Raw genomic sequence first — 24,060 nt, 5'->3', positions numbered from 1 at the left:
GACGAAGGAAGTGCGAGGACTTGTATTGGAAAGCCCGACCCTTTATGGGTAACGCCAAAATATAAAAGAAAAAAATGAAAGATTTAAGAATTGTTTTTATGGGCACACCAGATTTTGCCGTTGCCACATTACAAACATTAGTAGAACATAATTATAATATAGTTGGTGTTATTACTGCACCAGACAAACCTGCTGGACGTGGCAGAAAACTTAATGAGAGTGCTGTAAAGCAATATGCCAAATCGCAAGATTTAACAATTTTACAGCCTACTAATTTAAAAAACGAAGCCTTTCTTGCTGAATTAAAAGCCCTTAATGCTAACTTACAAATAGTTGTAGCGTTTAGAATGTTACCAAAACAGGTTTGGCAAATGCCAGAATATGGTACGTTTAACTTACATGCATCACTACTTCCTAATTACCGAGGTGCAGCGCCAATAAATTGGGCTATTATAAATGGTGAAACTAAAACTGGGGTTTCTACCTTTTTTATTGATGAGAAAATTGATACGGGCGATATGATTCTGCAAGAGGGCATTGCTATTAAGCCCGATGAGAATGCTGGTAGTTTACATGATACCCTAATGGCTATTGGAAGCGCGTTGGTATTAAAAACGGTTGGTTTAATTGAAAATGGCAAGGTTGAAACCATTAAGCAGAAGGACACTAGTGATATTAAAACAGCTTACAAACTTAATAAGGACAACTGCAAGATAGATTGGAAGGCTCCTATGGATGCTATTTTTAACCATATTAGAGGTTTATCGCCTTATCCTGCTGCTTGGTGTACCTTAATAAATGATGATGAGGCTTTAGATATTAAAATATATAAGGTAGAAAAAGAGAAAGAACAACATAATTTAGAGGCTGGAAAGATAATTTCTACAAAGAAAACACTAAAGGTAGCAGTAACAAATGGTTACATAATTATTAAAGAAATTAAACTTCCCGGGAAACGCGCTATGGATATAACATCGCTTTTAAACGGTTATACTTTTAATGAAAATGCTAAAATGCTGTAAAGCCTTATTATCACTCATATTTAGTTATTATTCGACAAATAACACTTCCTTTATTAACAAATGCTATAAGTTATTAACAAAACCGGGGATTTCCCTTGCTGTTACTTGTGTGGTTGAAGAATCCGTATAAATTTGTAAAGGATTTAACAAAAATGTTTAACCGAATTATTAATAATTTAATTTTATATTATGAACAAAACAGATTTAATCGACGCAATGGCAGAACACGCTGGAATTACTAAAGCAGCTGCTAAAAAAGCTTTAGAATGTGCAATTATTGAAATTGAAGGTGCTTTACAAAAAGGTAACAGAGTTTCTTTAGTAGGTTTTGGATCTTGGTCAGTTTCTAAAAGAGCTGCTAGAGAAGGAAGAAATCCTCAAACTGGTGCTACAATCAAAATAAAAGCTAAAAACGTAGTAAAGTTTAAAGCTGGATCTGATTTATCAAATGCAGTAAACTAATTATTTACTTCTTAGTAGAAAAAAGCTTCCAATTTTTTGGAGGCTTTTTTTTATATTACCATTAAGAGTTGCATTTTAAATAAATAAATGTTAGATTTAGTTATTAATTGCTCAAAATATGGTTACAACAAAGCCCAAAAAAGGAGATCTATTAATTGCAGAACCAGCAATAATTGGCGATGTTTCTTTTAATCGTTCCATAGTACTACTTGCAGACCACTCAGATGAAGGCTCAATAGGTTTCATACTAAATAAACCCTTAGAATATAATATAAACGACCTTATCCCAGAGGTAGAAGCTACATTTAAAGTTTATAACGGTGGCCCTGTTGAACAGGACAACCTTTACTTTATACATAAAATACCGCATTTAATTCCTAATAGTATTGAAATTTCGTTAGGTATTTATTGGGGAGGCGATTTTAGTAAAGTGGCCGAACTTATTAAGGATAATACCATTAAAGAAAATGACATTAAGTTTTTTCTGGGGTATTCTGGATGGGAAACTAGCCAGTTGGTTAACGAGCTTAAAGCCAACTCGTGGGTAGTATCTAAAAACACCTACGAAAAGAACATTATAGAAAAAGACTACGAAAGTTTTTGGAAAGAAAAAATGTTAGAGTTTGGTGGCGAATATAGTATTTGGTCTAACGCACCTGAAAATCCAAGTTACAACTAAGATTTTAACTTCTGTTTAGCGTAAAATTGGACTAACCCAATCTTATCTTTACATTTAATTTTTGCAGTAATAACTTAGCTACCGCATTATCATAACTTTTTTTCCTGTATTTACTAACGGGTTGTATACCCGTAATAACATTGGTAATGAACATCTCGTCGGCTTTTTGAATTTCGAATGGCGAGATAGAATCTTCTTCCAGTTGGTATTCTGGTAATGTTTTAATGATATTTATTAACTGCGTGCGCATTATACCTTTTAAACAGCCATCGGTTAAAGGGGGCGTTTTAATAGTGTTTCCTTTTACCAAAAACACATTACCGTTTAAAGCTTCTACTACGTGTTTATTTGTATTAACTAATAAACAGTTGTTTAAATTGTTTTCTTTGGCGTAAATACTTCCTACTATATTTAAAGCTTTATTATTGGTTTTTAGCGTAGATAATAAACTTGGTGACACATAATAATCTTTAAATAAATCGACCTCATAAAAATCGTTGTTTAGCAAGTAAAAGTTTTCTGTAAGTGGTTTTACCGAAATTATAAAACTAACATCTGCCGTGGTTGGGGTGTAAAGTCCGCCTTCGTTTCTATGCATTTGTAATTTTACTCGTGCTGTTTCTTTTAATTGACTATTAACCCCTAAGGTTTTTAAAATTTCGGCTTCTAAAAACTCCATTGTAAAGGCCATTGGTATTTCCATACGCAAAATACGCATAGATGCCATTAACCTAAAATAATGGTCTTCCCAAAACAATATTTTACCGCTAACTACTTTTATGGTTTCAAAAAGCGCATCACCATAAGCATACCCTCTATTTTGTATTGATAGTATTGTGTTGTTTTCTGATAGTGTTCCGTTAAAATTTATCATAAAAAAATATAGAGTTTACCTTGTTTTAAAAGCGCCACAAATATAATTAAAATAGCTTGGTGCCATCTTACTTAGTTTAATATAAATTTATGCGAATAAAATAGAAAAACCCCGAAGCGCTAGCCCCGAGGTTTTTATGTTTATTTTTTGTTTGTAACATTAAGTATTACGCCGAGCCTAACACTTGCTTTAAGCTAGAAATTTGGTTGGTCCATAACATTTTAGACTCTGCAACCTCATCGTCGTCATCGGCAAAATCGGTTATCATTAAGGATACGTCTTTAGTGATTTCGTCAACTTGAATTCTTATTTCAAAATAGCAAGATAATCCGTCTTCTTCATCTTCAATCCATCTGAATTTTACACGTTCTCCGCTTTTTTTATTAAGTAACTTTGCTTGTTCTTCACTATCATCCCAAATAAAGGTAAACAATTCGCCACGAGAGTTTACATTATCTGAAAACCACTCGGATAAACCTGAAGGCGTTGAGATATATTGATATAATAATTGTGGAGAAGCATGAATAGGAAATTCTATTTCAAATTTAACTTTATCGTCCATTATTTATGTTTAATATTATTGATGCTCAATATATACATAAATTGATAAGTTAAGCAAGAAAATTTAATAATAATTTCTTCAAATTCTGTTTGTGTAGTACAATATTGTTTTTATATTTGCAGCCTCAAATTATGGCGAGGTAGCTCAGCTGGTTAGAGCGTCGGATTCATAACTCGGAGGTCGCGGGATCGTGCCCCGCTCTCGCTACAATTAAAACCAGAAAAGTCAAGAATTTTATTCTTGGCTTTTTTTGTTTTAAAGAAGTCGAATACTTTACATAAACAGATCTGACTCTCAAATATAAATTACTGCCCATGTATTAATTAGATTTAAATATCCAAAACAACCACACCCATTTCGTTAATAATTTGTTTTGTGTTTATTAAAGTATCTACAACGGCAAATCCATTATAAAAAGGCTCAACCATATTATAGCGCTCGCAATAAAGTTCATTACCTTCTTTATCAACATGAAACCAACCTCTTGTATCTTTTGCTGTGGCATAACATTTATGAAAAACCCCTAAATCTAAAAACTCTTTACTATTTAAAAAATTACCGTTTTTATCGATATGCTTATAAAACCCATTTAGTTGCTTCACGCAAGCATAACCATCCTTAAAATCTCCAACAAATTTATATTTTGAATCATAGATAGAGTTTCCATCCAAATCGATATGAAAATACTGATTGTTTAAATCTCTAACAGAACATATGTTTTCTTGATAATTACCTGTCCAAGCATAGTTTTCACTATACAAGCGCTCTCCTTTTTCGTTAATATGAAACCATAAACTTTCATCAATTACACTTGCCCGATTAAAATAAAAACCAAAGGTTCGGTCGTAACGTTCCTTATAAACTTCTACACCATTAATATCGATATGATACCAACCTGATTCATCTTTAACAGGAGCAATTCCTGGATTATGAAATTTCAAAACGGCATCATATTCTTTATTAAAAAGTATCTCATCATTATAAATAAAAAAATTACCCTTTTCTGAAACTTTTATATCTCTCCAATCCATTACTTCTTAAATATTAATACAGTTTGTAATTCATTTAGTTTTTTGGCTTCCATAAACCTAAAATTAGATTGATTTGCTAATGCGATATACTCGTAAGACGATCGCTCATAACCCTCGCACATACATAACATATTTAGGGATAATAGAGATAAATCTACACCTATCTTATCTGAACAATTTTCAATAATATATAACGATCCATTTTCAGGAAGCGCTTGGTAAACATTATTTATAATTTGATTTGCCTTTTCATCGTTCCAATCATGTAAAACCCTAGATAATATTATAGCCTCTGCTAGTTTCGGTATTTCTATAAAAAAATCACCTTTTATAGGTTTAACGTTATTCTCTAAATGGCATTTATTTATAACCTCATCGAGATCAAACAAAAAACACTCTACATCTGGTAGATCCTTTTTTATATTAGAAATTGCAGCCCCATAACCACCTCCAACATCCATTACGCTTTTATGAATATTAAAGTTAATTACGTCAATTATGTTTCGGTAATCATCTTTAGCATAAGCAAACATCGCCTTATGATAATGATTTAGTTTTTCTTCATCTTGATTTAAATAGTCAAAATACCCCATTCCGTATTTGTTTTCAAAAGCACTTTTACTTGTTTTAATGGAAACATCTAAGTTTATCCAGGCATCCATATGATCTCCTGACCAATTCAAACAAGCATATTTTAGAGAATCTGGGTGTTCCTCTGTTAAAAGAATAGTCCTTTCATTTAACTTGTAACTTCCTTCTACCTCATCTAAAAAGTTTATACTTACTAAACCTTTCAACAACAATTCAATATTTTTTTCTGGAACAGATAATAGTTTTGCTATCTGATATTTAGTTTTTCCTGTTTCATCTAAAACATCAAACAGATTTAATTTACAAGCAGCGTTTACTGTCATATATTTCCAATGTTCTGTAAAGAAAGATTTTAAAAACGCTCTATTACTCATTTAGCAACTTTATTTTTAAATCCATTATTTGCTTCTCTGTTAACCCACAAGACATTAAATATTTTAAAATCCCACCTTCGTTTTCTACAACATCAAGTGCTATTTTTAATTTATCTAAAGACACATCCATTTCACTCGTTAAATAATCTGTATTTAAATTATCTATTGGAGATCCCAAGAGTAAATGTAATAATGAAAAGATGATACCTGTTCTATCTTTACCTGCATGACAATGAATAGCAATAGCGCCTGTTTCTTCTTCCAAAATAGTTTCAAATGTTTTCTTTATAGAATCTTTACAACCCATAGCAAAAAAACGATACGCAATCTCGTGATTAGAACCCTCGTTATGCTTTTCTTTAAACCATTCTGGTTGATCCCAAGGATCGAATTGCGCTTTAACGTATTTGACTTGACTTAAAACTTCATCTGAATATGAAATTGCTTCTATTTCTCTATCCGCTCTTAAATCAATTATTGTTTTAATGTTATTTTCACGCAGCAATACATTTAGTTCTTCTGTGTTTTGAAATAAAGCTAATGCAGATGTTCTATAAACTAAATTATTTATCATTTTAGTATTAAATGCATTTGCATCTCTAAAATTCCAAAAGAAGTCACGCTCGTAAACCCATTCGCAAAACGCTTTTATCTCCTTATATTTATTAGTTGGAATTAGCTGTTCTATTGCACTGTAAAAGAAATCTAATAAGGCTCTTTTTCTTGTATTCCCTTCTGGAAGAAAAGTAGTGCCATTTAATTTAGAAAAACTAGCTTGAGCTTCTGCCGAAAGTTCACTCGTCATAAAGTTTTTTGGAAGAAAGTAATAGGCTGTCTTCCCTTTAGCTAAATAATTTAATTGAATGGCAATATGAAAAGCAATATTATAGAAATAGTAAAACTGATAACCATCACTCCTACTATGCTTCGATGAACAACTCTCAAACTCATATATAAACTTATCTATCAAGTTGTTTATATCTGAGGTATTCATATCCTTTTTAGAAGCTATAAGTTGTTTTAAATACGATTCTATTTGGGTACTCGCTTTATCTTTTTCATACAAAACGATGTCTTTCAGTTCTGAGATTTCTGATCCCAAAAAATCTCGATTTATAGCCTCTATGCTGTAACATAAACCAAACTCTAACTTTGGTAGTTCCTTGAAATAAACAACAACTTTATTTCTTAACTTAATATAGTGTACCGTTTTTATTTTTTCATCTAAACCATTTTTTATATTCGCTATAAAGTTCTGAATGTCAAAATTCTCGTCAACAATAAGCTTTATATCTAAATCTGAATTCCCTAAAGCTTCTTTCCTAGCATAAGAACCATATAACAGTGCAACATCGATATTTGATGTTCTAGGTAAAATAGTCTTTATCTTTTCTATAGTCTTTATATGTTTCATTATGCTACAGGTTTACGCATGACACAAGTTTTACAAACAGCTTTTGTTTTATAGTTACTCACCAAATCTTTATAGCGTCTACTATTAAAAACGTCTTGAATAGATTCTGTTTTTATATTACCAAAATCACCTAAAGACTGCCTTAAATTATCGGGCGCACAACAAGGTGATATTTTACCAGTTGCAGATATCCATAATTCTTGCTCTAAAAAAGGACATTCGTAATCTTCGCGAACCTCTTTAACGGCATCATCTTCAATGGGAATAATGTTTTCTAATAACACTTTTTCTCCATTTGGTTTTCTAAAGGTTTCTGCCGCAGCGTGCGCTTGTTTAACATAAATATTCCATTGCTTTACACTTTCTGGAGTTGCCGTCATAGACAATACTTTTATTTCATCAAAATGATCCCAAAGCTGATGCCCTTTCACGCGATCTACACCTAATTGAGCTGCTAGTTTGATAATATCCACTAATTCATGCATATTATTTTGCATAAATGTTAATTGCAATGTTACACGACAGAAATACCCATTTGTTTTAAAATACGCATCTCTATACGCTATAAACGCTTTTACATTAGCAATTGCTTTTTCAAAATCCAAACCATGCATCACTTCTTTGGAAGTTTCCGCAGTAGCACCGTTCCAACTTATTTTAACATCTGTAGTATTAGGCACTATTAACTTAGCCCATTCTAAAACAGACTTTTTAGGAAATGTACCGTTAGTGGTTAAATTAATTTTGACATCATGTTGTTTCGCTAAGTCAAAAATTTGATCGAATTGTTTATACAATAACGGTTCACCCATTGTAGATGGTATAATTTCCTTTACGCCCAATGCAGCCGCTTGCTCAAAAATTTGTTGCACGGTTTTAAAATCCATACGTCTGCGCTTCACACCAGTTTCTTTATAAAGCGTATCTATAAAGTTACTATACGGACTATGCTCCTCGCACATAATGCATTTTAAATTACAATCTTCCGGATTGGTATCAATTGTTACTCTCCAAAACTTACTAGTATGGGTATATTGCTTATATATATTTACTAATTGCTTACAATGCGCTACAATATCGGGCACGCCTCCATCCTCTGAAAACAAATAACCTTTACTTCCATACGTACGCATTTTATCTGGATTGGAGACTGCAAAGTTTAGCTGTTCTGCCAAGGCATCAACATCTCTATGTTTAAACAATAGCCCATTTACTTGATGCTTTACATATTCTTTCATCCCTCCAAAATCGGCAGTAATTACAGGAATTTTACAAGCTTGTGCTTCATGAATAACTAAAGGTGAATTTTCGCCCCAAATAGAAGGCACCACAATACAATCTACATGTGCAAAAACATCATTTGCCAAGTTATGGTTAATGTATTCGCCCATAAACTCCACTTTATTTTCTGAAGTTGCAGCCAATGCTTTTAATGCCGCTGTACTTTGTCCACTTTCTCTTCCATAAATTTTTAAAACAGCAGGTGTTTTAACTTGTTTAAAAGCTTGTATTAATTGGTCGATACCTTTTGCAGGAATATGCGTTCCTATATAACCAAAGGTGAAAAGTTCTTTTGTTTTTACTTTCTCCGTTTGCGTTAAATAATGGGTTGGAAAACCATAATCTAAATAAGTAATTTTGGATTTTGCTATATTAAAATCGGAAACAAACCGATCTTGAAGATATTTAGAAGGCGCAATAAACAAATCTACTTTATCTATTATCACTTTGGTTTCTTGCATTCTTCGGTTTACCCAATTGCTCCAATTATCGATATCTGTTTGTTCCTCTTCCTTGTTTCCACTAAAATAAACTTGGTAACAATTTGTAGCACACTTCTTGTCCTCTTGACCCGAACAAAGCATCGTGTTACAATCTTTACCAATACTACGGGTTAAAAATTGGCCTCTTGGGCACATTAACCAAAAATCGTGTAATGTAAATACGATTGGGATTTGCAAATCATTCAAAACATCTATTAAACCTGTAGATAAGTGATTTAAATGGCCAACATGCGCTATATCTGGCTTTAATTCTTCTACTAAAATTTTAAAATTATCATCTATGGTTTGATGCCTGTAACCATCTTTACCATTAGGATTATTAACAAAATAAAGATGTAAATTTGAGCTTACTTTTTGGTGACGGATTTCAAAATCTGGAGCATACGGATTCTGTTCTCTTGTAAAAACGGAAACTGCATTTTCTTTTGATAATTGGTTGCATATGGATTGGCTATAAACTTCCGACCCTGCATTATAATTTGGCGGATAGCCATGTATTATTTTTAATATGTGCATTTACTTTTATATTCTTTTTAAAAGTTGAAAAATAGTATTATTTGTAGTTTTTTATACATAAAAACGAAATAAGTCATGTTCATTTTACTTATTTACAATTGTTCTAATTTGTAATTCCTGTATCCCCAAATTTTGCAAAAACTGTTATTAATTTATCTCCTTTGGCAACAACAGTAAAACTTGTTACCCAAAGAATATCTTTCGCTAACATATAACCTTAATCTATAGCCTTCAAAATACCTTCCTTAGACAATGTGTATTCAACTTTAGAACTCCCCATAGGTTTCATAGCTCCTTTAACAAGGCACATAGAAACTAAAAAAGGATCTATTTGCCTTTGCATTAATCGTTCTTCAAAATGTGGCGTTAGCTTGTAATTCAGGATGTTTTTCATTTTATGACGTATTAAATTTTAATCTCGCCTTTAACTAAAAGGCGAGATTTGATTATTAATTACTTTTTAGAACTATTAGCTGCTGCACTTTGTGCCCGTGATGCAAAACTCCCTTTTGATACTCCTCCTGATTTTGATGTTTTTGCAGTACTACTTTGAATTCTAGATGCTGCTTTACTTGTCATTGGTTTTGATTTACTCATAATTTTTATTGTTTTAAATAATTAATATTACTTAACACTAAGACATAATCGTGCCACAAAAACGCACACACACGTAATAAACTAAAAATCAGCGATATAAATATTTAAAGCAAAAAATAAAAAAGATAAAAAAATATTTATAAATATTTAAATATCTTTACTTAATGAATAAAACATACATCACTTGGCATTACACGACACATGGCGTCGCATATCTTAAACATATTTTAAGCTGCTTTTACCAAAAAGAAAATGACTTACCTAAAAATTTCCATTTTGAGGACTTAAACCAAATGGAATTGAACACTATTTTCGATAACGCTAAAGATCAAGACGGCTTTGTTTTTGACAAGGTAATTTACTTAATTACCCAGCAAGAATCTTTCGACAAACTTTCAAGTAGAAGATTTAGTTATAAAAAAAACATTGTACACGACGATACAATAAAAATCCAAGGACTAAGCGACATTTATGATGAAATCACTTCTAACGATGATTTATGCTATAACCTTTCCAAAGAACTCTTATTTGTAAAAGAAAAGTATCCAGACAAACTTGATGCTTTTAAAAAATCTATTTGGAGAAACATACAACACTACCCTATTCTAGAGCAATTAAAATGGCTTAAAGAATACTCTAATTTCAATAACATCTATAAAGATAAACTAGAGATTGTTGAGCTAGACATAAATGACCTGCGGAATGAAAAGCTCATTGCTAATAAAGTTAACGCATGGCTAAAAAAGGACCATAAAAAACTTCAAAAATCTGAAAACATTATAAATGTTTCGCTAGGAAGCAATGAGACACAGGTGGTATGGCATATTTTATCTCAAGCTAATCAACTACCTTCAAATACTCGTTTTATAAAAACTTACGACGATAAATCTGATAAAAAAGAAAAAAGATTTAAACCATTCTCTATTAAAGAAATACCTATTAACCTTATTACTAACATTGGAGAAGATTTCAATTTATATTCAGACACAAAATCTAACCCTAGAAAACTCGTCAATAAAAAAATGAAAGTATTTCTAGAATCTGGATTTTCCATTTTATTACTAGGAGAAAGAGGTATAGGGAAATCTGATATAGCAAGTAAAGCTAGCCAAACATTAAAACACAAAGGAAAGTTAATTCAAGCAAATTGTGCTTCCTTTAATGATGATGACAACAAAGCAGAATCAGAATTATTCGGGTACGATAAAGGCGCTTTCACAGGCGGACTACCTGGTGGTAAAGAAGGATTAATTGAAGAGGCGAATAATGGAATTTTATTTTTAGATGAAGTGCACCATTTACCTATATTAGTTCAAGCTAAATTAATGAAAGCATTACAAACTGATGAACATAACAAAATGTCTATCAGAAAAATGGGAGACAGCAAAGAAATAAAAGTAGTATGTCGATTAATTTTTGCCACAAACAAAACCATTCAAGAATTAAGAACCTTATTACTTCCTGATTTTTATGATAGAATTGTACAACATGTTGTAAACATACCTCCATTAAGAGAAACCAAAGAAGATAGAATGAAAGACTGGTCTAATGTTTGGAAAAATTTAAGACTACCAGGAAAACCTCAACCACCAGATGACGAGAAATTAAATCAATGGATAAAAACATTACCGCTTTACGGAAACTACAGAGATTTACAAAAAATTGCCATGTACTATAATGCTTTTTCTAATTTTGATGATGAAACGAAAACTATGCTGAATGAAAAGACGCCTTTCTATTACACGAAACAAGAATTCACCAAATACCATACTATTGTTACAGAGTTAAAAGACGATAAATATAACTTCAACACAAACCAAACCACAAAAGAAATGCAAGCGGATTATTTATTTGAACTTCAGAAATGGGCTGTTGAAAAATTTGGAGGTAGAAACAAAGCTATTGAACATTTTAAATTATTAAAAGATACTGTAACCGAAAACACATTTAACAAATGGAAAAATAAATACTCCTTAAAAAAATAAATAAACCATCTCACTCAAAATCGATACTTTAGAAATATACAAAACACAACTAATCTTTTAAAAGATTTAGAATAGAATAACCTATCGCCCCACAAAGTGCACCACCCGCATCCAAAACAGAAACAAACCCCATTTTGCATAAGTGTTCCATTTTATGCGGGGTATTCTCCTGATCTAAGAAATAATCATCGGTTTTAAAGTTTTCAAACTGGTTTTCGGTATAATCACCAGGATATAACAACATCGCTTTTTCGGCATCCCAAAAACGGCAATAGGTGTACATTTGGCGCAAATCGCTCACGGAAGCTGTGTTTTTCTGTGGGCGTTTCCATTTGGTATCTATAATTATGATTTTTTCGCCTTGGCGCAATACAATATCAGGTCGTAATGTATTATTTCCCCAAAACGATTTCGCTTCTTGTCCTGAAACCTCAATATTGGTTCCTACGCAGGCTTTTTGCAATTGCTTTAAAATGTAGGTTTCCCACAGTTCATTCATATCAAACAGCAGCGATAGCATTTTTTCTTTACCGCTAGAAATATCTGGCGAATAGTTTAAAATTATTAGTCGTGCTAATTCTATAGCATTATTGTAAGCGTTAGATTTCCTGTTTAATTGAATGGCGTTAAGTTGTTTTGCGGTAATGGGTTTAGTGGTAACTTCTGGAAAATTCAATTGTACTCTATTTGCTAAATCTTGCAATCGAGTTCCGTTTGTAAACTGATTTACAATAGTAAGCGCTTTTTGCAATACTTGATGTAAAAAGTGATTACTATCATATACCTGGTGTGTGGTATAAAAGCGTTCTTTATGAACTAGATTTTTTCTTATATGTCCTGCAAATTCTAATTTACCTTTTAATGCTTTAGTGTTTTTAGATTGCTTTCTATATTGCTTTATTAGTCCTTTTCTAACTAGACTTTCTATTTCTAGCAAATACAATTCAAAGTACACTTCTAACAAATTAAGATGTTGTCTTTTTACATGTGCTGCTCCAGAGGATTGTGCTTTAAGCTTTCCACAAGTTTGTAGCATTTTTAATAAAACACCTTTCCATTTATTATCGTCATCATCCTTGTCTGCTTTCGGGTTAATTTCAATCGTTAAGCCATCTACCTGAATTACTCCTACATTTTGATTAAATTTAATACCTTTTGCAATAGGTTCAAAATAATTACCATCGTGATATTCGTTCAGTTTTAAAAGCGCATCTAAATGTACCTGCCTAAAACCTTGCTCACCAACATATAAGCGTTGATGCTCAAAAACAGATATGTTATTACGTTTTTTCAAAGCTTACTTTTCTTTGGTTTCTAGCAATTGTTTAACGGCATCAACACTATTTGATTCATCAATTAATTTTAAACTAAAAGTTGGTGTAATAAAATCGTTTTTTTCCTCATATTTAAAACTCGAAAACTTTATATTCTCATTCTTTTTTCTTTTAACAAAGCCTTTTCCTAGTACCAGTCCTATTTTTCCATAATCACCATAAAAATACTCTTGTAATAGTGGCACTATTTTATTGTTAAAAGCATTCGCCAATTTTTCTTCGTTATCCACGCCTACAAAATACGAATGCCCTATAGTGTGATCTCTATCAATTAGTAATTCTATACGTTGATTAATTGTTTCCAATACTTCAGACATGGAAACATCTTTAACAAATTCATTTTCAATAACCGTATAATCAGGCATCATTTCTTTAAACTCGAAACGCCTTCTTAAAGCTGTATCTAAAGCTTCTACAGAACGGTCTGCTGTATTCATTGTGCCAATTATATAAAGATTAGCAGGTACACCAAAATCAATTTTAGAATATGGTAATTTCACTAATAATTGTTCTACTTGACCAATACGCTTATCTGGCTCAATAAGTGTAATAAGTTCACCAAATATAGCCGACACGTTTCCTCTATTAATTTCATCTATTATAAGTACATAATTTTTGGCTTTACTGTCCGTATTTTCGACTGAAACCTTATATGTCTCCTTAATATATTCACCAATGGCAGTCGTGTAAGTTTTCCAATCCTTAATTATCCCATTTACAATATACTCACGCATCATTTCTTTAGTTATCCCCATTTCGGTTGCTATTTCTGTTTTAGGAATTGCAACAGCAGTTTCATTACTATTAATTCTAACATTAAATGGTTTTTTTTGAACTAAAGATTTTAATTCAATAGTTCCTGCTTCTACGACATCATTAACAAATTTTGAGTAAGCATCATCAAAATTACTGGAGCTTTTAATTTCAGAAGCTTTTTTACAAATATTCTTAAATATGCCATCTTCAATTTTATAATTTATACTAGATTCCTCAGAAACTGGAGGAACAGGCTTAATACCTTCTACAAAATCTTCATAACTTATGGATTGATGAAAGGTTGTAAAAACTATTTGTTCCGAATTACAGAGTTCAGTATATCTGTCCGAAATTAACTTTCTTTTATCCTTATTCGACAAGGTTTTGTCAATCCCAGTAATAAAATCTTTATCAATAATGGCAACAGACATCTCTTTCGTTGCATATGTTTTTCCTGTACCCGGAGGGCCATAAAGAATTTGGTTGATGGGCTTTAAAGAACGGTTTATTGTTTTTCTAGTATTAGAAACACCAACTGATTCTTTATTCAAATCACTTTGTTCTCCAAATTTTTCAAATCTAGCTAAAAGCTTTGCCCTCATATCTGCAAATACCTCTTTAGAAATTCTATGAGCTTCAAATTCAGGATTTACTCTTTTCTCTCCTTCTATTTGCCCATTTACGATAGGTATTATTTTTAACAAATCGTCCTCTACATCTACTAACATGTCATCTAAATTAGTATAATTCACTTTTTTAGGTTTGGTTCTTATAGTGAACATTTTATTTAAAGCATCACTCTCCCGAATCACTCCGATATTTTCTCTTATCGGCTCAACAAGAGCTTTTAACACATTTAAAACAGATTTGTTCTGCCTATCCCCTGGATTGTTTGTTTGCGTAAATTTAAAGTCATAACCATATCTAACGTAATCTTTAGATAATTTAAAAACTAAACCAATAAAATCTCCTGATGAACCTGGAAAAGTTACCGGAATACTCCAAAAAGTTACTGCAAAATATTTAGATTTTTCTGTTCCGATAAAATAATCTAATTCAGATCCTTTGGATGCTTTTTGCCTTAATGAAAATGTGAAATTAGAATCTTGTTTGTTTTTATTGCTTAACCAATTATATACTTCCCTTTCGTAATCTTTATAATCTATCATTAATTTTTTATTTTATTGACGTACATTAATTTTTACATCTTAAAAATGCTTTACCCTTTAAAAGAAGTGTACCTTATTTACTTTATCAAATAGCATAGCTATTTTAATTTATTTATAAGTTACCTCCAACTAGAATAACTATTTTTTAAAATAGGATTAGCCATACTTGTTTTTCCGTTTGAGGCTTTACCCGTTTCATGACAATATTTTTCAGGAAAATCATAATTTTCAAATTGCACCCAAGATCTATATGCATTATAGCTAAATGGCCGTTCTGGGTTAAAAGGAATCTCTTCGCCTGTTCTAATACAATATCCCACTTTTGGCTTTTTAGATTCTGTAAATAGCTTTTCTTTTTTAAGCTTCTTTCCGAAATCTGGTTTTTGGTCTTTTTCTAATCTTTTTTCCGATCTTGTTTTTAATACCGGAACCACCTCTTTATCCTCCAAACTTATAACATCTATGTCTTGATAAACAACACGCTCATAACCTCTTTTATTTGGGTCGAATGAGTCAAATAAATCCAACAACACCTCAGATCTTAGATAATTTTTACTTAAACCTAACAGCACCTTTTTAAAAACTGGACGTTTTATATATACACAATGAGCACTATCTTCCAATAAGGCATAATGTTGATCTGCATGTTCTTGATATACCTTTTCGGTTAAGTTCATTTTAGAGAAAGCCACTCCTTATTCCACATTATTTTCTGCTGAATAATCGTATAAATTCATTGATGTAATGATACCTTCAGATTCATTAACATAACTTTTAGCATGAAGCCTTGGCTCGTAAATAATGGATACGTTAGGAAAAGATTTAAAGTAATCTAAATCTTCACTTTTCATACTGCGGTAAAAATTATCTTCATTTTTACCAAATAAGATTCTTAGATATATAGATGGATCATTTTTAACTAAATTAAAACGTTCTTTAAAATGATCGTCTAGTTTTATGTATGGCGATGTAATTATAATAAACTTTTTGGCACTTGTAATAATACCATCAATAGCATTGTTAAGGTTGTCTCCTGTTAAAAACGTACTCATTATAGGTTAATTTATTTAATATTGGGGGTTAATTTTACTTTTATAACTTGTCCTTAATAACACCAATTAGCTAACGGCATTTTAAGATTTTGATTTATTTTAATTGAATTGAATTAATTTTTTGTTCCATAAAGCTAAAACAACATCCATTTGAGAATTATGTTTTTTCTCACCTAAAACTAATTTTTCTCTAACTTCTTTCCATAATTCATTTTTATTTAGGCATGGGTTTGTGGCTAATAGGTTTACTGCAGTAATGGCATATTTTTTATTCAAGTTTTCCTTTTTACGGGTAAAATAAGAACCCGATTTTATACCTTTTACCAAACCTGCTTCGCACAAACCTAAAAATGCATTTTTTGGACACCCTTTTAACTTAGCACTCTCAGAATCAAAGTTTTGAACAGCCGCTCTCCATGCTTCTATTGGGTTACCACCAATTAAAGCTGCTTCTTTTGCTGCTAAACCATATTTATTTTCCTTTTTCAAATTCATTTCGTTTCGTAGCTTTTTGGCCCATCCACTTTAAAGGAGAGCCAATAGTTTTAATATTTTTATAAAAGTTCTGTTACCAGTTTTTCCACGCATTATCGTGCCAAGGTATTCTAACTGATAAATGTTTTAAACTATAGCGTGGATTGTATTTATACAAATCTATCAACCTTAATTTTCTTGAATTTTTTACCCATACCAAGTGTAATTGCTGTTGCATCTTTAATAATTAATTCTCCCAACTCTAAACCTGCTATTGACTCCTTTATCTCTTGAAATTCGTTACCAGAAACCCCAAATAAATCTTTAATAACAGTATCAGTAATAGATTGCTGTTTCATAATTAAAGGATACTGAGCATTAGCATAAAAGTCAAAATATTTGGATTTATAACTATCCATATTCTGTGTTGCCAAAATGATACTCAGCCCTTTATTACGCCCAACTGCTATTAAACCTCTTAAAGGTTTGTTGTCAAAGTCTAGCATATAATGTGCTTCATCTATAATTGTAAAGTGACGGATTTCAACACATTCTTCCGATACTTCTTGTTTTGGTAACTTTTCATAAATAGTGTTGAGCTTAGATATTATAAAGTACACAATTGCTTTTGCCAAAGGACCATCTTTTGGATAACCATCCATTTTTACAATAAAACTATTATTTATTAAGTCTATATTATCTTCGGTAGCAAATAAGTTATTTCTAATTAATTGTTTTAAAACAGACTTAATACTATCATCTTTTAGACGGTCTTTTTTGTTTTGTAAATGGTTGTACTCATCTAAAATTATTTGAAAAGAAATTGGTTTATTCCTTGTTTTTCTGTAAGAAGCGATTACTGCTTCTGCTAATCTATTACTCATATTTGCACTCATACGTGCATTATCTATTGCACAGATAGCATTTGACAACTCAGAAGCATATAGATTTATTTCGTTCTGTGTTTTCCCTTCAAAGTTTTTAAACGGTGAAAACGGCAATGATTCCCTTATTGGATCTAAAATTGCTGTATCATCAATTTCAAAATGGCTGAACCACGAACGATTAGCAGGATCTGAAAATTCGCCTTTATAATCAAAAAACAGAAAGTTTACTGGATACGCTGTTTCTACTGTTAATGTACGTATTTCACGCATTAATACCGCCAAAAGATTAGATTTACCAGAACCTGTAGAACCTGCAATTAATATTTGTGTATTTGGTATTTGCCTACCGTTTAGGTTTAAGGTAGCAGGCATATCTCCTTCAAATAAACCAATATTTAAATCTAAGAATGGTACTGTGCCAAATGAAGCATTACCAGATTTTGCAGTAATTGTTAACCAATTCTCAAGATTATTATCGTCCATTAAATATTTTAAGCCTTGTTGCATCTCGTAATTAATTATACGACTACGATTAGCAGCTACTGCCCAATCGATATCTATTTGATTATAACGATATTTTATAAGACTTGACCACATTACTTGTAGGTTGAACTTAGTAAAGGTTGTTTCGTGGATTCTTAAACTATCCATTGCTACCTTTTCTACTACTGACCAAGAGCGTTTGTGATTTTGACTTAAACCTGCTGCTAATGTTAAACGTTGTAATAAATTATTATTTAACGTTAACTGCTTCGCTTCTTTGCGATATTCTTTTAGGTTTAATTTCTTTTCAATTTTATGTTTTAAAGGTAATAGGCTATCAATTAACCCTTCGCTTTGCCTTATATTATGTAATGCTATTTCTTCCATCATTAATTGTTTATAGAATTACCAAAATACCCTTCTGTAACATTTGTTTTTTGAGCTTCTTTATCTCTAAGTAATGTATATGCTTTGGCCACAAAAGGTTCTATTTTTTGCAAATCTGAATTAGGTCTTACCTCACTATCAGAACTTAATAGTATAGTTTGATGCGATAATTCTGGAAAGTAATTTTCTAACAAGGTGCTTCGGCTTGTTTCATCTAACACCCCCATAACTGTATCTATCATTACAGGTGGGTCGTAATCGCCAAATTCGTGTAATGCCTTTAACAACACTTGCACCACTACTTGTGTAGACGCTGTGTTTAGTTGACTTAAATAGATTTCGTTACCTGCTTTATGATAAATACTAAAGTTTAAATCTTTTAAATCTTCTGATAACTCTACACGATCTATGACATCTTGATAAGCCGCAAGATTAACGTTTAAATCATGTTTCATTTTATATTCTATTTTATCTTTTTTGTTTTTAAGCAGCGTATTTGCTATTTCATCAAACAAGGGTTGTAATTTTTTTAAAGCTTCAAATTTAGGGTCTGGTTCTTCTGTAGTTGGTATATCAAATTGTTGTAAACGTTTTGCTATCTTTTTTACTTCTTTATCCTTATCCTCAATTTCAGATTTCAAGGTTTTAATTGCACTTTCATTCTCTTCATAAGCTTTAATTAAAGAATAGTCTTTTCCTGTAATTTGTGCTTTTAAATCTTCTATTTGTTTTTTAATCTTGTGTGCGTTGGCAATATCTTTATCTAGATTTTCTTTACGATGGGTAATAGAATTGTACGGATTTTGATAATTACCATTTGCTAATTTTTTTAAAGCTTCAACTTCTGAAATTTGAAAATAATCGTATTCTAAATCTGTGTTTTTATCTTCTAATGATTTTAATACTTTATCTGCTAATTGACTTACTGACACGTCTTTTAAATTGTGCCCTTTATCGGCAAGTACGTTTACAGCTTTTATCAATACGTTTTCTACCACTTCTTTGTTTAAATGCGAGTAGGCATCTGCATTTGAAGTTTCACGTTCGTTTATAATTAAGGCAATATCATTTTGCAATACCTCAGCTAATTTTGGTAAGCTTACGTGCATTTCAAAATTTTTAATAAAATCGTTTACATCAGTTTTGTATTGCTTTTCCTCTTTATCTAGATTATTTAGTTCTTCTTCTAATTGTTTCACCTTATTGTTTAGTGTAGATTCTTCATTCATACCTGCCTTTAACGTATCGTACAAATCTTTATTAGACACTGAAAAATCTAGTGCTTCTTTACGTTTTCCTTTTAACTCGGTTAACGTTTCTTCTTCTTTACGTTTTTGTTCTACTAATTGTAAATATTCTTTCTTTTCATTTTCTAAATCGAGCATTTGAGCTGTATAGTCTTGCGTTAAGCATTCGGCTGCTTTAGCAAAAGACAAGTATCTATTGAAGCCCATAACATTTTCAATATTTTCTCGAATTACACGATTAAGACGGTCTTCTTTTAAAAGGCTCCCAGCCTCCATAGCATCAAATAGGAAATAGCGACTTAACTCTTCAGGTAGATTCCCTTTTATAATTTTATTTACTTGCGCTTCTTGTTCTGCTCTTTGCCCTGTAGGTGTTGCAGTACCGTATTGAAAAATGGAACCATTCATATTTAGTTTTACACTTTCTACAGGTTTTTTGGCTGTATTAAGCATATAGGTTCTTGTAAGCACATAGGACTGTTCTTGGTTTAGTACTCTGCCTGAAAAAAATAATTCTAATTCAATTTTTTCTTCAATTTTACCCAAAGCACCAGCATTAAGTAACTCGTTAAATTCTTTATCGTTGGATATGTTTAAGCCATACAATGCACCGTAAATAGCATCAAAAAAAGTTGTTTTACCACCACCATTAGCACCACCGATTAATACAATAGGTTTGTCTGGGTCTGTTTCTAGATTTATATCGAGTTCTAGGTATGTTTTAAAATTTTTAGCTCTTATTCTTTTTATTAACATAACTATTTTATTTTTTGAAGCGCTTTTTCCATTAGCTTTTTTAATGCCTTTTCGTCTAAGTCTTCATTTTTAATTTTTTTCTCGTGGTAGGCTTTTAAGAAATATTCTTTTAGCCACTCGGCTTCAACCTCATATTTTTCGCAAATGGCTTCTATGGTAGCCATATCATCTTTACGTATGCCGTAATGTATAAATAGTGAATCTAGTCCTTTGTTGCTCATAATACTATTTTTATATTGACTAAGGTTATTATCTTATTTTTTGTCTTTTAAATTTTTAATGTCTTGCTCTAACTCTTTAAGACTTTTTTCGTAGGACAAACGCTTGTTTTCTTCTTTGTATTTTTGATACTCTTTAGCCACTTTATTCTTAGCCATTTCTTGACTTATCTTACCTGCGTGGGTTAACAACTCTCTACCGTTTAATTGTAAAATAGCATCTAAACGTTGTACCCAATCTTTCATATACATTGGTGTTTGTTGTTGTACCATTGTTTCGGCAAACGCTAAGTATTGTTCTACAATAAGCCCTAGTAGACGCATTTCATCTTCGTTAAGATAGTTTTTAGCAACACCTGCTTCTGATTTGGTAACCGATTTGTTTTTTTTGTCGTACGCTAACATTCCCATTAGAGGTAATGATGCATCTACACTCCTATACACTAACTCTGCAGCTGTTTTTTGACTAATAGCCCAAAGTAACTTGTTTTGTACGATTTTAAAGAATTGAATGGTTTTTTCGTCTTTAGGATTATAATCTATACTGGTAGCATAAATGTCTTTTATTTTTTGATAAAAGAATTTTTCTGAGATACGTATTTCACGAATGCGGTTTTGCAGTTCGTTAAAATAGTTCATAGACGTACCGGTTTTAAAACGTTCATCATTAAGTGCAAAGCCTTTTATGATGTATTCTTTTAAACGCTGTGTAGCCCATATACGAAATTGTGTACCTTGTTGCGACTTTACTCTGTAGCCAACAGAGATTACTACATCTAAATTGTAAATTTTTACAGGTTTGTCTGAAGTACTAATGTGCATTTTTTGCACATTGCTTTTTTCATCTAGCTCACCTTCACTAAAAATTTTACCTATATGCTTGGTTATAACACTTCTATCCCTATTAAAGAGTAAAGCCATTTGTTCTTGGGTTAACCAAACGGTTTCTTCTTGAAGGCGCACATCTATTTTGATGTTCCCCTCTTGGTTGGTATAGATTAAAATTTCTCCTTTTTCCATTTTGTGAGCTATTTAAGTTTTAGAGTAATTCTGGTTTTAAAAACTCCCAACCTGTTAAGTCTTTTGTATCTTCTATTCTATTCGCACAAAACCTCCAATGATTAGAGTCTATGGGTTCTTCTATTAACACACCACCCAATAAATTTTCATTGTTAGCCTCTTGGTTGACTTTTTCTATATACTCTAGAAGTGCGTTGTGCTTTTTAGGTGCATCTAAATCTGAACGTTTTGTTTTGGTATCGAATAACCCAATTTTACCAGATTTGAATTTTATTACAAAATCTACATAAAATAAGCTAGGTCTTTCTAGCTTTTCATCTGCTTGCTTGATATAAGGCACAGCAAAATGTTCTTTTCCTGCATCTCCATTTTTGTACCACCATTCTATATGTTCGCTGTTTGCTTCTAAAAATTCTTTGAATCTTTTTTCTGGGCTAGATACACTTATGTATTCATAGAAAGGCTCCATAGCGTGATTTTCTATGTATTGTTTGTTGAAATTTTCGCTGTAGTAACGATATTCTGGCACTTCCCAACTTGCGTATTCTACTCTTCGTTTTTCATTCCCTTTTGCTTTTTGCCATTGCTCAAAACGTTCTAATGCTACTACAATTAACTCTTCTAGTAATCTTCTATTTTGAGGAAATAAATAGATACGTTTGGCTTCGTGCTCAAACAATCCTAAATAATATTCGGCAAAAAAGAGTAACACATCTCTTAGTTTTTTCCAGCTTTTGGAACGGTTAAGCCTAGTTATATTGTCATAACAAAAACGCTCGAACATTGTATTAAACTGATTCATAGTAATAGCAAACTGCTTGGTATGGTCTGCATTTACCATAATGCTATTTACAATATAAGGGTCTGCCTCAATATCTACAGGAATTGGTATTTGGTGGTCGTCTACGTTAAACTCCCAACCATTTTGTTGCATTGCTAATAAATTAGCTTCTTTTGCTTCTTTTAAATTCTCCTCTACTTCAGTCGTAAATAGATCTACATCTGGCAACATAGCTACATTAAAACGCTGCTCCATTAGGTTGAAAAAATGCGTTTGAAAGGTAGAGGTTAATACCCCTTTTGCAGTACGGTCGTTTACAATTTGAGCTGAGTTGATTTTATCGAAGCCCCAACCTCTGTCCTTTTTTCTTTTTGCTAATTGAAAATTAATAAAATCTGCATCAGAAGGTTCAAAGTTAATACGAGTGGCTTCTATATTGGTATATACATACCCATAATTTAAATCGTCGTTATTGTAGTGTTTACGGTGTGGCATACGCAAAATTCTACCCACGGTTTGAATACCAAAGGAAGGACTGTTTACGGTTCTATAACTTACCAATACGGCTGCTCTAGGACAGTCCCAACCTTGTGCTACTGCTTGTTTAAAAATCATTACATCTTGCATTGCATTGATGTCTTCAATACCATCTTTATCTTTTTCGCCACTTAGCCATATAGCCAGTCTTCCGTTTTGGGTAGTTACGTTGTACTCGGTATTTAAAAGCCCTACTAAGGTATCTCTAATAGACTTGTCTTCTGAACTTAAGGAAACGTTATCTGAAGGTAATTGAATTAGCAATAACGGATTTACTTTGTTGTCGCCTAACTCTTGCGCATATAACGCTTTTAGTTCTTCTTTTTTCTGAAAGGCTTTGCGAAGCAAATGCATATGTACATTTTCTCCGTTTTGCTCTTCTGGGTTTAAACCAATGTTTAAACGAATTCCTTTTTTAATAAGTTCTTGTTCTACAACTTTTTGTCTTGGTACAAATACCGATAATTGAGGACGTTGTATGTTATGTGCTGTAGCGGTTACCAATACTTCTACATCTGCTTCTATTAAATTACGTACTGCTATGGCTTGTTTACCACTAAAAGCACTTAAATGTGCTTCGTCTATTATTAGCACTATACTAGTATCGTTAGCCTGTGTGTTTTCTATTAGGGTTTCTAGGTTGGTATTGGTTTCGTTGTCTTTTCTCCAAATGTTTTTGGCAGAATGTATGCTGCTCCAATTAAGAAACAATAAATCTTTAGCGTTTAATATAGGATTGCTTCCTAGATTGTCTAAATCTATACAATTTAGTTTTTGGGTATCGCTATAAAGATTTTGCAAAGCGTGGTAACTTTGTATATGTAGCGTGTTGGGTGCTAACCATACAAAAGCCACATTGCTGTTATAGCCTGGTTTTAGTTGTAGCTCGTCTACCAGACGCTCTATATACGACGCCATCATTACGGTTTTACCCGAACCTGTTGGCGATTCTAATAAAATAGGGGTTTGCTTGGTAGGTTCTTTTAAAGCAGTATAGGTGTTTTCTAACAAACTGGTTACTGCTGTTTCTTGAAAATCTTTTAAAATGTACATTGTAAATTAAGAATT

The 24,060-nt window shown here is 31.9% G+C and carries 22 protein-coding genes and 1 tRNA gene; 5 read left to right on the top strand and 18 right to left on the bottom strand.

Annotation, left to right across the window (positions count from 1 at the left end):
• The first annotated feature begins 74 nt into the window (after positions 1-74).
• From fmt to BMY96_RS12405, 3 genes are all read left to right on the top strand, one after another.
• A complete protein-coding gene (gene fmt / locus BMY96_RS12415) occupies positions 75-1,022 on the top strand; it encodes a methionyl-tRNA formyltransferase (protein WP_092852639.1) in 948 nt (315 codons plus the stop codon).
• Between the two features lie 189 nt (positions 1,023-1,211).
• A complete protein-coding gene (locus BMY96_RS12410) occupies positions 1,212-1,484 on the top strand; it encodes an HU family DNA-binding protein (protein WP_092852637.1) in 273 nt (90 codons plus the stop codon).
• A gap of 118 nt (positions 1,485-1,602) precedes the next feature.
• Complete coding sequence (locus tag BMY96_RS12405; RefSeq protein WP_092852635.1) at positions 1,603-2,163, top strand: YqgE/AlgH family protein; 561 nt, start codon at positions 1,603-1,605, stop codon at positions 2,161-2,163.
• 31 nt (positions 2,164-2,194) lie between these two features.
• On the opposite strand, the gene BMY96_RS12400 is transcribed toward BMY96_RS12405, so the two are convergent.
• Together BMY96_RS12400 and BMY96_RS12395 are read right to left on the bottom strand one after the other, a co-directional pair.
• Entirely contained in the window at positions 2,195-3,037 is an 843-nt protein-coding gene (locus BMY96_RS12400) for an aminotransferase class IV (protein ID WP_092852633.1), read from the bottom strand.
• 166 nt (positions 3,038-3,203) lie between these two features.
• Entirely contained in the window at positions 3,204-3,599 is a 396-nt protein-coding gene (locus BMY96_RS12395) for an START-like domain-containing protein (protein ID WP_092852631.1), read from the bottom strand.
• 133 nt (positions 3,600-3,732) lie between these two features.
• Between BMY96_RS12395 and BMY96_RS12390 the strand changes: the two genes are divergently transcribed.
• Positions 3,733-3,806: transfer RNA gene (locus BMY96_RS12390), tRNA-Met, on the top strand.
• Between the two features lie 122 nt (positions 3,807-3,928).
• On the opposite strand, the gene BMY96_RS12385 is transcribed toward BMY96_RS12390, so the two are convergent.
• From BMY96_RS12385 to BMY96_RS16030, 6 genes are all read right to left on the bottom strand, one after another.
• Entirely contained in the window at positions 3,929-4,630 is a 702-nt protein-coding gene (locus tag BMY96_RS12385) for a WG repeat-containing protein (RefSeq protein ID WP_092852629.1), read from the bottom strand.
• Complete coding sequence (locus tag BMY96_RS12380) at positions 4,630-5,595, bottom strand: methyltransferase (RefSeq protein ID WP_092852627.1); 966 nt, start codon at positions 5,593-5,595, stop codon at positions 4,630-4,632. Before BMY96_RS12380 ends, BMY96_RS12385 begins: the two co-directional genes overlap by 1 nt.
• On the bottom strand, positions 5,588-7,009 hold the full coding sequence (locus tag BMY96_RS12375) for a tyrosine-protein phosphatase (RefSeq protein ID WP_092852625.1): 1,422 nt from the start codon (positions 7,007-7,009) through the stop codon (positions 5,588-5,590). Before BMY96_RS12375 ends, BMY96_RS12380 begins: the two co-directional genes overlap by 8 nt.
• On the bottom strand, positions 7,009-9,309 hold the full coding sequence (locus BMY96_RS12370) for a glycosyltransferase (RefSeq protein WP_092852623.1): 2,301 nt from the start codon (positions 9,307-9,309) through the stop codon (positions 7,009-7,011). Before BMY96_RS12370 ends, BMY96_RS12375 begins: the two co-directional genes overlap by 1 nt.
• A 217-nt stretch (positions 9,310-9,526) precedes the next feature.
• Positions 9,527-9,703, bottom strand: coding sequence for a hypothetical protein (locus tag BMY96_RS16035; protein ID WP_175473569.1), 177 nt, complete (start codon positions 9,701-9,703; stop codon positions 9,527-9,529).
• A gap of 59 nt (positions 9,704-9,762) precedes the next feature.
• Entirely contained in the window at positions 9,763-9,906 is a 144-nt protein-coding gene (locus BMY96_RS16030; protein ID WP_092852621.1) for a hypothetical protein, read from the bottom strand.
• A gap of 164 nt (positions 9,907-10,070) precedes the next feature.
• On the opposite strand from BMY96_RS16030, the gene BMY96_RS12360 reads away from it, so the two are divergent.
• Positions 10,071-11,891 (top strand): sigma 54-interacting transcriptional regulator, encoded by a 1,821-nt coding sequence (locus tag BMY96_RS12360; RefSeq protein ID WP_092852619.1) that lies wholly within the window; start codon positions 10,071-10,073, stop codon positions 11,889-11,891.
• A gap of 49 nt (positions 11,892-11,940) precedes the next feature.
• Here BMY96_RS12360 and BMY96_RS12355 read toward each other — a convergent pair whose 3' ends face one another.
• The 10 genes from BMY96_RS12355 to BMY96_RS12310 all read right to left on the bottom strand — a co-directional run bounded on the left by BMY96_RS12355 (position 11,941) and on the right by BMY96_RS12310 (position 24,045).
• A complete protein-coding gene (locus tag BMY96_RS12355) occupies positions 11,941-13,185 on the bottom strand; it encodes an McrC family protein (RefSeq protein ID WP_092852617.1) in 1,245 nt (414 codons plus the stop codon).
• Between the two features lie 3 nt (positions 13,186-13,188).
• Positions 13,189-15,150, bottom strand: a complete 1,962-nt coding sequence (locus tag BMY96_RS12350) for an McrB family protein (RefSeq protein ID WP_217639601.1) — start codon at positions 15,148-15,150, stop codon at positions 13,189-13,191.
• A 119-nt stretch (positions 15,151-15,269) separates the two neighbouring features.
• Positions 15,270-15,827, bottom strand: coding sequence for a hypothetical protein (locus tag BMY96_RS12345; RefSeq protein WP_092852615.1), 558 nt, complete (start codon positions 15,825-15,827; stop codon positions 15,270-15,272).
• A gap of 18 nt (positions 15,828-15,845) precedes the next feature.
• On the bottom strand, positions 15,846-16,202 hold the full coding sequence (locus BMY96_RS12340) for a phospholipase D family protein (RefSeq protein ID WP_092852613.1): 357 nt from the start codon (positions 16,200-16,202) through the stop codon (positions 15,846-15,848).
• Between the two features lie 99 nt (positions 16,203-16,301).
• Positions 16,302-16,697: a DUF6979 family protein gene (locus BMY96_RS12335; protein ID WP_092852611.1), complete on the bottom strand. Its 396-nt coding sequence runs from the start codon at positions 16,695-16,697 to the stop codon at positions 16,302-16,304.
• A gap of 149 nt (positions 16,698-16,846) precedes the next feature.
• Positions 16,847-18,436 carry an ATP-binding protein gene (locus tag BMY96_RS12330; RefSeq protein WP_217639600.1) on the bottom strand — a complete coding sequence of 530 codons (1,590 nt, stop codon included), beginning with the start codon at positions 18,434-18,436 and terminating at the stop codon, positions 16,847-16,849.
• Positions 18,436-20,436 (bottom strand): AAA family ATPase, encoded by a 2,001-nt coding sequence (locus tag BMY96_RS12325; protein ID WP_092852609.1) that lies wholly within the window; start codon positions 20,434-20,436, stop codon positions 18,436-18,438. The genes BMY96_RS12330 and BMY96_RS12325 overlap by 1 nt, the downstream gene beginning before the upstream one ends.
• 2 nt (positions 20,437-20,438) lie before the next feature.
• Positions 20,439-20,657, bottom strand: coding sequence for a DNA modification system-associated small protein (locus BMY96_RS12320; RefSeq protein ID WP_092852607.1), 219 nt, complete (start codon positions 20,655-20,657; stop codon positions 20,439-20,441).
• A 33-nt stretch (positions 20,658-20,690) separates the two neighbouring features.
• Positions 20,691-21,674 (bottom strand): RhuM family protein, encoded by a 984-nt coding sequence (gene rhuM, locus BMY96_RS12315; RefSeq protein WP_092852605.1) that lies wholly within the window; start codon positions 21,672-21,674, stop codon positions 20,691-20,693.
• Positions 21,675-21,693: 19 nt separating this feature from the next.
• The gene (locus tag BMY96_RS12310; RefSeq protein WP_092852603.1) at positions 21,694-24,045 is read right to left on the bottom strand and encodes a DEAD/DEAH box helicase family protein; all 2,352 of its coding nucleotides are present in this window, start codon (positions 24,043-24,045) and stop codon (positions 21,694-21,696) included.
• Positions 24,046-24,060: the final 15 nt, after the last annotated feature.

This window comes from Algibacter pectinivorans (assembly GCF_900112595.1).
In the GTDB taxonomy this organism is placed as follows: domain Bacteria; phylum Bacteroidota; class Bacteroidia; order Flavobacteriales; family Flavobacteriaceae; genus Algibacter_B; species Algibacter_B pectinivorans.
The sequence above is the reverse complement of the archived record's forward strand: the minus strand, read 5'-3'. Positions and strand labels throughout refer to the sequence as shown.

What these genes read in the sequence shown, in the direction of transcription:
- BMY96_RS12335 (WP_092852611.1), bottom strand. Translation starts at nt 16,697, where the DNA reads ATGAATTTGAAAAAGGAAAATAAATATGGTTTAGCAGCAAAAGAAGCA.
- BMY96_RS12410 (WP_092852637.1), top strand. Translation starts at nt 1,212, where the DNA reads ATGAACAAAACAGATTTAATCGACGCAATGGCAGAACACGCTGGAATT.
- rhuM (WP_092852605.1), bottom strand. Translation starts at nt 21,674, where the DNA reads ATGGAAAAAGGAGAAATTTTAATCTATACCAACCAAGAGGGGAACATC.
- BMY96_RS12310 (WP_092852603.1), bottom strand. Translation starts at nt 24,045, where the DNA reads ATGTACATTTTAAAAGATTTTCAAGAAACAGCAGTAACCAGTTTGTTA.
- BMY96_RS12320 (WP_092852607.1), bottom strand. Translation starts at nt 20,657, where the DNA reads ATGAGCAACAAAGGACTAGATTCACTATTTATACATTACGGCATACGT.
- BMY96_RS12350 (WP_217639601.1), bottom strand. Translation starts at nt 15,150, where the DNA reads ATGATAGATTATAAAGATTACGAAAGGGAAGTATATAATTGGTTAAGC.
- BMY96_RS12345 (WP_092852615.1), bottom strand. Translation starts at nt 15,827, where the DNA reads ATGAACTTAACCGAAAAGGTATATCAAGAACATGCAGATCAACATTAT.
- BMY96_RS16035 (WP_175473569.1), bottom strand. Translation starts at nt 9,703, where the DNA reads ATGAAAAACATCCTGAATTACAAGCTAACGCCACATTTTGAAGAACGA.
- BMY96_RS12400 (WP_092852633.1), bottom strand. Translation starts at nt 3,037, where the DNA reads ATGATAAATTTTAACGGAACACTATCAGAAAACAACACAATACTATCA.
- BMY96_RS12340 (WP_092852613.1), bottom strand. Translation starts at nt 16,202, where the DNA reads ATGAGTACGTTTTTAACAGGAGACAACCTTAACAATGCTATTGATGGT.
- BMY96_RS12395 (WP_092852631.1), bottom strand. Translation starts at nt 3,599, where the DNA reads ATGGACGATAAAGTTAAATTTGAAATAGAATTTCCTATTCATGCTTCT.
- BMY96_RS12385 (WP_092852629.1), bottom strand. Translation starts at nt 4,630, where the DNA reads ATGGATTGGAGAGATATAAAAGTTTCAGAAAAGGGTAATTTTTTTATT.
- BMY96_RS12325 (WP_092852609.1), bottom strand. Translation starts at nt 20,436, where the DNA reads ATGTTAATAAAAAGAATAAGAGCTAAAAATTTTAAAACATACCTAGAA.
- BMY96_RS12380 (WP_092852627.1), bottom strand. Translation starts at nt 5,595, where the DNA reads ATGAGTAATAGAGCGTTTTTAAAATCTTTCTTTACAGAACATTGGAAA.
- BMY96_RS12375 (WP_092852625.1), bottom strand. Translation starts at nt 7,009, where the DNA reads ATGAAACATATAAAGACTATAGAAAAGATAAAGACTATTTTACCTAGA.
- BMY96_RS12330 (WP_217639600.1), bottom strand. Translation starts at nt 18,436, where the DNA reads ATGATGGAAGAAATAGCATTACATAATATAAGGCAAAGCGAAGGGTTA.
- BMY96_RS12370 (WP_092852623.1), bottom strand. Translation starts at nt 9,309, where the DNA reads ATGCACATATTAAAAATAATACATGGCTATCCGCCAAATTATAATGCA.
- BMY96_RS16030 (WP_092852621.1), bottom strand. Translation starts at nt 9,906, where the DNA reads ATGAGTAAATCAAAACCAATGACAAGTAAAGCAGCATCTAGAATTCAA.
- BMY96_RS12405 (WP_092852635.1), top strand. Translation starts at nt 1,603, where the DNA reads ATGGTTACAACAAAGCCCAAAAAAGGAGATCTATTAATTGCAGAACCA.
- fmt (WP_092852639.1), top strand. Translation starts at nt 75, where the DNA reads ATGAAAGATTTAAGAATTGTTTTTATGGGCACACCAGATTTTGCCGTT.
- BMY96_RS12360 (WP_092852619.1), top strand. Translation starts at nt 10,071, where the DNA reads ATGAATAAAACATACATCACTTGGCATTACACGACACATGGCGTCGCA.